This window comes from Candidatus Streptomyces philanthi, assembly GCF_059553635.1.
Map to the genome: position 1 here is coordinate 1 of NZ_JCANQV010000278.1, position 7438 is coordinate 7438.

Genomic DNA, 7438 nt, shown 5'->3' on the forward strand with positions numbered 1-7438 from the left:
GGACGAACTGGGCCTGGCCCGTGCCACCCCCGCTTCCCTGATGGCCCGGTGGGCGGCGGCGCTCGACGACGGCCGGACGGACGCCGCCGCGGTGTTCGGCGCGGGCCCCCACGGCCCGCTCTCCGCCGACCTCGCCGCCGACGGCCCGCACCTGATGCTGGAGGGCGCGCCCGGCACCGGCAAAACGGAACTGCTGCGTTCCCTGGCCGCGTCGCTGGCCTCGGCGCAGCGGCCCGACCTGCTGTCGATGGTGCTGGTGGACGGCGGGGGCAGTGAACGCGGCGAGGGCCTGCGGATGTGCACCGACCTGCCGCACGTCTCGACGTATCTCGCGGCCTCGGACCCGGTACGGATGCGGGAGTTCGCGCAGGCCCTGTCGTCGGAGCTGAAGCGACGCGCGGAGGTCCTGGCGGGGACCCCGTTCGGGGAGTGGCGCGCCAAGCATCTGCCGGCGCCCCGGGTGATCGCCCCGCGCCGTACGACCGAGGAGCAGGACCCGTCGACGACCGGCACGCTGCGGCTGCGGTCGCGGGGCGCGCCGCCGCCCGAGGAGCCGGCGGTGGCGCCGATGCCCCGGTTGTGCGTCCTGGTAGACGACTTCGACGCACTGGTGGCGCCCGCGCTGGGCAGTACGGGCCGGCCGTCGGCGGGCTCGGTGGTGCGGGCGCTGGAGGCGGTGGCCCGGCACGGCGCGGCCCTGGGCGTCCATCTGATCGCCGCGACCGGCCACCCGGACCGTACGGAGGGGACGGCGACGAGCGAACGGGCCGGGCTGCGCGTCCGGTTGGGCGAGACGACGGACCCGTCCGAGCCGGTCCCGCCCGGCCGGGGACGGCTGCACCGCGCGGAGGACGGCTCCTCGACCCCGTTCCAGGCCGGACGCGTCACCGGCCGGATACCGCGTACGTCGACACTGCGGCCCACGGTCGTCCCGCTGGAGTGGCAGCGCATGGGCGACCCCCCGGCCCGCCGCCCCCTGCGCGAACTCGGCAACGGCCCGACCGACCTGGCCCTCCTCGCCAGCGCCCTCCAGCGCGCGGCCCAATCGGCGGGGGCGCCGGGGGCGCCGCCGTTGTTGTGAGGGATGGGGCTCGACGGTCGGGAAACGGGCTGGACGTCGAGCGCGCCGCCGCTGTGGGGGGCGGGGGCTCGGGCTTGTCACGGAGGGGGGTGCTGGGCGGCGTGCATCGCTGAGGCGCGGGCACCCATGACCGCCGGTCCCCGCCCCGCGTCCCGGGCCACCTGGGCCCGGTGCCACGTCGGACGTGGACGCCCGTACCCCTTCGGCGACACACGGCATCACGCCCCTCGGAGGCGGTGCCGCCGCGCATCACAAGCGCCCGTAACAGCCCTGTCACAGAACCGATTCAGCGCTGCGGGTGCCCGTACCAGGGACGCTGTCCGCCGTGCGGTGCGGCGGGTGGGCGCCGGGGTGTTCCCGCCCGCCCCATCGGCACCTTCCGTTCATCCGGCGTGCCTTACGATGTCGGACACCTCACGCCGCACAGCGTGCGCCAGGGCCTGCCAGAGAGCACCGCGCACCGGTACCGAGGCCGGGGACGCCGCACGCACCACCGCGTTCCCGTCCCCCTGCCCCGCCGACTCCTCCCGCCTTCTCTCCCCTTCCTTCTCCTTCCGCAGTTCACCCTCCTCGCAGTTCACCGTTTCCACATCGCTGGTCACCGCCCACCGAGCCGACCGTCTGGAGACCGACCGCACATGACTGCCCCCACCGCAGACCGGAGTGACGAACAGCTTCCCCGCCCGACCCGGCTGTCCGACGTCAAGGGCTGGTTCTTCACCGCCGACCAACTCCTCTTCGACCGGCTCCTGGCGTACCAGCGCGAGCGGTCGCAGAGCGGTGACCTCCTCGAACTGGGCGCCTACATGGGCAAAAGCGCGATCTTCCTCGGCGCCCGGCTGGGCCCCGGCGAACGCTTCACGGTCTGCGACCTCTTCGACACCCCCGCCGAGGACGCCTCCAACTCCCGGGAGATGCGGAAGTCCTACGCGACCCTGACGCGCCGCGCCTTCGAGGCCAACTACCTCTCCTTCCACGACGCGCTGCCGGAGATCGTCCAGGGCCCCAGCTCGGTGGTCCGGGACCATGTCGCCGACGGCAGCGTCCGGTTCGCCCACATCGACGCCTCGCACCTGTACGAGCACGTCCACGGCGACATCCTCGCCGTCCGCGACCTGCTCACCACCGACGGCATCGTGGTCCTGGACGACTACCGCGCCGAGCACTGCCCGGGGGTGGCCGCCGCCACCTGGCAGGCGGTCTCCACCGAGGGCCTGCGCCCCGTCTGCGTCACCGGCACCAAGTTCTACGGAACCTGGGGCGACCCCGAGCCCGTACAGGCCGCGCTGCTGGAATGGCTCAAGGGCCGCAAGGGCGTCTGGCACGAGGTCCAGTCCGTCAACGGCGCCCCCTTGATCCGTATCAGCGCCAAGAAGGCCGACGAACCCGCCCACCCGGTCTCCCGCCACCGCCCGGCCCCGTCCGCACCCCCCGCCGCACCGCGCTCACCGGCCCGCCCCACGGCGGCCCGCACCTCCCGCAGCCCGTGGCGCCGCCTCGCGGTGGACCTGCTCCCGCCCGTCCTCACCCGCGCCATCGTCACCGCCCGCAAGCGCCCGCGCCCCCGCCCGGCAACCCGCTGACCGGGGGCGGGGGCCATGCGACCTCCGCCCGAACGACTTTGCCCAGGGGCCGGTCACCGACCTCCCACACGACGGCAAGAGCCTCGACAACGGCCATGCCCCTCCCCCGCTCCCGCTCGGCGCTCCCGGGTTTCACCCGGGGGCGCCGACGTGTGGGGTCGTGCACCTCGACGCGTACGCGGTCGTCGCCGGCCTCCAGCACGACGAGCAGGCAGTCGCCCGGCTCGGTGCCGTAGCGCACGGCGTTGGTCACCAACTCGGAGACGATGAGCAGCACATCGTCAGCACGGCCCGGGGGAATGTCCGGAACGTGGGAGTCGATGAACTCCCGTGCGTACTGCCGGGCTTGACGCACGGACTCCGGCGCACTCGCGAGCCTCAGCTCGGACGACGTACCACCCAAAGGGTGCTGGCAGGGACTTTCCGGACGCTTCGGGAGCATGGTCGCCATGCGAATCCCCTCTTGGGCATGGTTGACCAGCGCGAAATCTCGTCACGCTGGACGGACATGTAGCGCGTTCTCGCCCAGAGATTGGCGCCTCTTCGACTCGCGATGCAAGTCGTTCGAGAAAAAATGAGAATTTGCATGACTCACTGAAAACCCGTTCGATTCGCAGGGATGGTCGGATGACACGGGAGTCACCACACGGCACACTGGCCGGGCACGACACCGTCCAGGGAGGGACATCCGTGAGCGCACCAACCGTGCGCCGACGCAGGCTCGGCGCAAAACTGCGCGCTCTGCGCGGCGAACTCACCCTTGAGGAAGTGGGAGAGAAGTCCGGCGGCCGGTTCACGGTGGCCAAGCTGTCGCGACTGGAGACGGCCAAGAGCGCCGCGAAGACGAAGGACGTGGACAAACTCCTCGATCTGTACGGCGAACTCAACCGCGAGGTCAGCGACGAACTGAGGGCCGCACTACTGACCCTCACCCGCGAGGGCGCCCAACGCGGCTGGTGGCACTCGTACCGAGGCGTCCTGACTCCGGTGTACGAGGACCTGATCAGCCTGGAGGCGGAGGCGACGGCGGTCTCTGCCTGGCAATGCGGCGTTCTCCCGGGTCTGTTGCAGACGGGCGAGTACGCCCGGGAGGTCATCACAGCGACGGCGATGTCCGAGGCCATCGAAGCAAAGATCGACGCCTTGGTAGAGATCCGGCTCGCACGGCAGTCCGTTCTGACCCGCGAAAACCCACTGAACCTGTGGGCGATCGTTGCGGAGGGGGCTTTGCGAACCCGCTGCGCCCGCGAAGATGTGATGCACGAACAGCTCGGTCGACTCCTCTCCTTGGGTAAACGACCGAACGTCAACATCCAGATTTTGCCGACCGACGCTCCACCACACGTCGGACAGATCGGCTCGTACACCATTCTCGGTTTCGAGGATCACGCCGACCTCGATGTCGTCCACATCGAGAGCCTGACGGCTGCGCTGTACGTCGAGGAACGGGAGCAGGTGGCCGTCTATCAGGACGGTTTCGAGCGGTTGCGCGCAGCGGCACGACCGGTGGAGTGGTCGATGGAACGCATCGCAGAGATAAGGGAACAGCTATGAGCCACATCGACAACGCATCCACCCTGCCCACCACCTGGTGGAAATCCTCACGCTCCGACGCCGGAGCCCAGTGCGTCGAATTCGGCATCCTCGACGCCGGGCGGCAGACCGTCGCCGTACGCGACAGCAAAAACCCGCACGGACCGGCCCTCCTGTTCTCGTACGCACAGGTCAACGCGCTTGTGGAGGCCGTACGCAATAACCGTCTGCGGTAGCCGAAGCGCCCATCGAAAGACAGGGGACGACAGTGAGCCACATCGACGACGCATCCACCCTGCCCGTCACCTGGTGGAAGTCCTCACGCTCCAACACGGGGGCCCAGTGCGTCGAATTCGGCATCCTCGACACCAACCAGCAGATCATCGCCGTACGCGACAGCAAAAACCCGCACGGACCGGCCCTCCTGTTCTCGTACGCACAGGTCAACGCACTTGTGGAGGCCGTACGGAACGACCGGCTGCGGTAACCCGCCAAGAGGTCGCCCCCCGCCCCCGTCGTCGGACCCTCCGGCGGCGGGGGTGGTGTGTGGGGAGGGGCGGGCGGTCAGGTGGGGAGTTGGGCGATGAGGATGAAGGCGTTGAAGGGGAGGAGTTTTCCGGCGGAGCGGGGGAGGGGGGAGGAGTAGGTGCGGCGGACGGTGAGGCCGGTGGTTTCGGCGAAGCCTTGGAGGAGGGTGAAGTCGGTGCAGCGGTCGGGGACGGCTGCGTCACGGTGGCCGGCCTCCTGCGGGGTGATCAGGGCGACGCCGCCGCCGGGGCGGATGTAGGGGAGGTAGGCGCGCAGCAGTTCCTCGGCCTGTTCGTCGGTGAGTTGGTGGAGGACCTGGGCGCAGAGCAGGGCGTCGAAGGCGCCGGGGCGGGCGTGCGGGCCGGTGAGAAAGGTGTCGGCGGTGTAGGCGGTCAGGCCGCGTGCGCGGCAGGCGTCGACGGAGTGCGGGTCGTGGTCGATGCCGACGCTGCCGGGGGCGCAGCCGGCGAGCCGGTGGCCGGTGCCGCAGCCGATCTCCAGTACCCGGACCCGGCCGATGCGACGCAGCAGGCGGGCGTGGGGCGAGAGCGTCCGGAGCCGCCAGGGGGGCCACAGGTGCCGGAGGCGCGGCCGGGGCCGTGGGTGGGCCGGGGTGGAGACATGGGTGGGGGCGGCGGGGCCCGCCGGTCCCAGGGGGGCGGCGGGTACGGAGGGATCGGCGGGGTCTACGGGATCGACGGGTGCTGCGGGGCTGTCGGTTCGGCCGGGCATCGGTCGCGGACACCTCTCCCTGGTTCGGGCCCCGGCACGGGCCGTGCGGCGCCGGGGCTGCGGTGTGGGTCGGCAGGGCCCCGGACGCACGGGCCGTGCCCGCGCCAACGGGTCCTCGCCACGGTCTACGGCATCCGGCCACACCCGTGCCGCACGGCGCGCCGACCCGGGCCGCGCCACTCCCCGGAACGGCGCGGTCGGCGAGCGGGGGCGGCGGGGTTCGCGCTCACGGCGGGGCGTGGGGATGTCCGCCCTGGGCACTCACCCGCGTCGCACGGTCGGCACCGTCCCGCACCTCCGGCGCCGCACCACCCCACGCCCCCTCACCCGTTCAGCCCACCCCACATGCCCCTTTCAGCGCAGCCGTGGTGACCGGGGCGCCGCCGGGCGAGTTGAACGCCGCGCACCGTGTCGCGTCCGTCGGAAGGTTGGTGCGGGGATGAAGCCACGGATCACCGTCGTTGTCCCGGTGCCGCGCGCCGGTGGGTCGGAGCGGGGTCTGGCGGACTGTCTGGCGTCGGTGGCGGCGCAGACGCTGGCCGCGCTGGACGTGGTGCTGGTGACCAGTGCGGCGGAGGGGGCGGGCGATGACGGGTGTGCCGCGCTGGCCCGCCGGTTCGCCGAGCGGGACCCGCGCTTCCGTACCGTGCGCCTCGCGCTTCCCGACCCCGGCGCCGACCGGGGCGCGGCCCGCAACGCCGGGGCCCGGCACGCCTTCCCCGACACGCCCTACCTCGCGTTCCTCGACCCGGACGACGTGCTGCTGCCCCGCGCGTACGAGGATCTGACGGCGCTGCTGGAGCGGTCCGGGTCGGACCTGGCGACCGGCAACGTCTACCGGCTCGGCCCGGAAGGCCGCACCCAGTCCGGCCACCACCCGGCGGACCGCGACACCACCCTGCGCACCCACATCACCGCCGACCGCACCCTGCTCTCCGACCACTTCGCCCGCAACAAGGTCTTCCGCCACGCTTTCTGGGCCCGGCACGCGTTCGCCTTCCCGGAGGGCGCGTGGTGCGAGGACGCGGTGGTCACCGTGCCCGCCCACTTCCTCGCCGAAGCGGTCGACGTGCTGCGGGAGCACGTCTGCTACTGGCGGCTGCCGCAGCCGCCGGGACGCCGTCCGCTGCCGCGGCCCGCCGCCGTACGGGAGCGGTTCGCGGCCATGGACCGCGTCGGCCGCTTCCTGCGCGACCCGGCGCGGGGCCCCGCGTTCCGGGCCGCGTACGACAGGGCGCAGCTCACCGAGGGGCTCCAGGATCTCGTCGAGGCGCTGCCGACGGCCCCGGCGGAGTGGCGGGAGGGGTTCCTGGAGCACGCCCGTGGCACGCTCGCGGGCATCGACCCCCGGTTGTTCGCGTCGCTCCCGGTGGAGCCACGGATGCGCTGGCACCTGGTGCGGACCGGGCAGCTCGACGCGCTGCTGCGCCTCCTGGACCACCAGCGGCGCAACCCGGGCGGCTTCCTGGTCACCGGGCCGCCGCTGCGCCGCCGCGCCGCGCTGCCGCTGGAGCCCGCGCTGCCGCTGCCGCCGGGCGTCACCCGGCTCGGCCGCGGTGATCTGCCCGTACGGGCGCGGGTGTTGGAGGCGGTGTGGCGGGAGGGGGCGCTGCTGCTGCGCGGCTACGCGTACATCCGTAACCTCGGCGCCCGCCACCGGCACAGCTACCGGGGGATGCTGGTCCTCACCCGGGGCAGGCGGCGGGTGCTGCTGCCGCTGCGGCCGGTGGCACAGGCGCGGGCGACCGCCGAGTCGGGGCAGGAGCTGCACTGTTACGACTGGTCGGGTTTCGAGGTCACGGTGCCGCCGGACCGGCTGCGCCGCTCGGGACACTGGCAGGACGGCGTGTGGACGGCGAGTGTGCTGATCACCTCGGCGGGGGTGGTGCGGAGCGCGCCGCTGTACGTGGCGGAGACCGGGTCCGGGGCCGCGCCACGCTGCCACGAGGCGGGCGGCGGCGTACGGATCGTCCCCGGCCAC

The 7438-nt window shown here is 72.7% G+C and carries 8 protein-coding genes; 6 read left to right on the forward strand and 2 right to left on the reverse strand.

What is annotated here, in order from left to right:
* The coding region (locus AC51EU_RS24415; protein WP_496269210.1) for an FtsK/SpoIIIE domain-containing protein at positions 1–1081 on the forward strand (1081 nt) is incomplete at its 5' end.
* A gap of 638 nt (positions 1082–1719) precedes the next feature.
* Positions 1720–2664 (forward strand): class I SAM-dependent methyltransferase, encoded by a 945-nt coding sequence (locus AC51EU_RS24420; protein ID WP_496269211.1) that lies wholly within the window; start codon positions 1720–1722, stop codon positions 2662–2664.
* Here the strand turns inward: AC51EU_RS24420 and AC51EU_RS24425 are convergent.
* A complete protein-coding gene (locus AC51EU_RS24425; RefSeq protein ID WP_496269212.1) occupies positions 2621–3115 on the reverse strand; it encodes an ATP-binding protein in 495 nt (164 codons plus the stop codon). The two genes, AC51EU_RS24420 and AC51EU_RS24425, sit on opposite strands and share 44 nt — an antisense overlap.
* A 239-nt stretch (positions 3116–3354) precedes the next feature.
* Between AC51EU_RS24425 and AC51EU_RS24430 the strand changes: the two genes are divergently transcribed.
* The 3 genes from AC51EU_RS24430 to AC51EU_RS24440 are packed head-to-tail and all read left to right on the forward strand — an operon-like array spanning position 3355 to position 4684.
* Positions 3355–4218 carry a helix-turn-helix domain-containing protein gene (locus AC51EU_RS24430; protein WP_496269213.1) on the forward strand — a complete coding sequence of 288 codons (864 nt, stop codon included), beginning with the start codon at positions 3355–3357 and terminating at the stop codon, positions 4216–4218.
* Entirely contained in the window at positions 4215–4433 is a 219-nt protein-coding gene (locus tag AC51EU_RS24435) for a DUF397 domain-containing protein (RefSeq protein ID WP_496269214.1), read from the forward strand. The genes AC51EU_RS24430 and AC51EU_RS24435 overlap by 4 nt, the downstream gene beginning before the upstream one ends.
* A gap of 32 nt (positions 4434–4465) precedes the next feature.
* Complete coding sequence (locus tag AC51EU_RS24440) at positions 4466–4684, forward strand: DUF397 domain-containing protein (protein ID WP_496269215.1); 219 nt, start codon at positions 4466–4468, stop codon at positions 4682–4684.
* 77 nt (positions 4685–4761) lie between these two features.
* On the opposite strand, the gene AC51EU_RS24445 is transcribed toward AC51EU_RS24440, so the two are convergent.
* Positions 4762–5457: a class I SAM-dependent methyltransferase gene (locus tag AC51EU_RS24445; RefSeq protein WP_496269216.1), complete on the reverse strand. Its 696-nt coding sequence runs from the start codon at positions 5455–5457 to the stop codon at positions 4762–4764.
* Between the two features lie 439 nt (positions 5458–5896).
* Here AC51EU_RS24445 and AC51EU_RS24450 point away from each other — a divergent pair.
* A partial coding sequence (locus AC51EU_RS24450; protein WP_496269217.1) for a glycosyltransferase family 2 protein occupies positions 5897–7438 on the forward strand: 1542 nt, incomplete at its 3' end.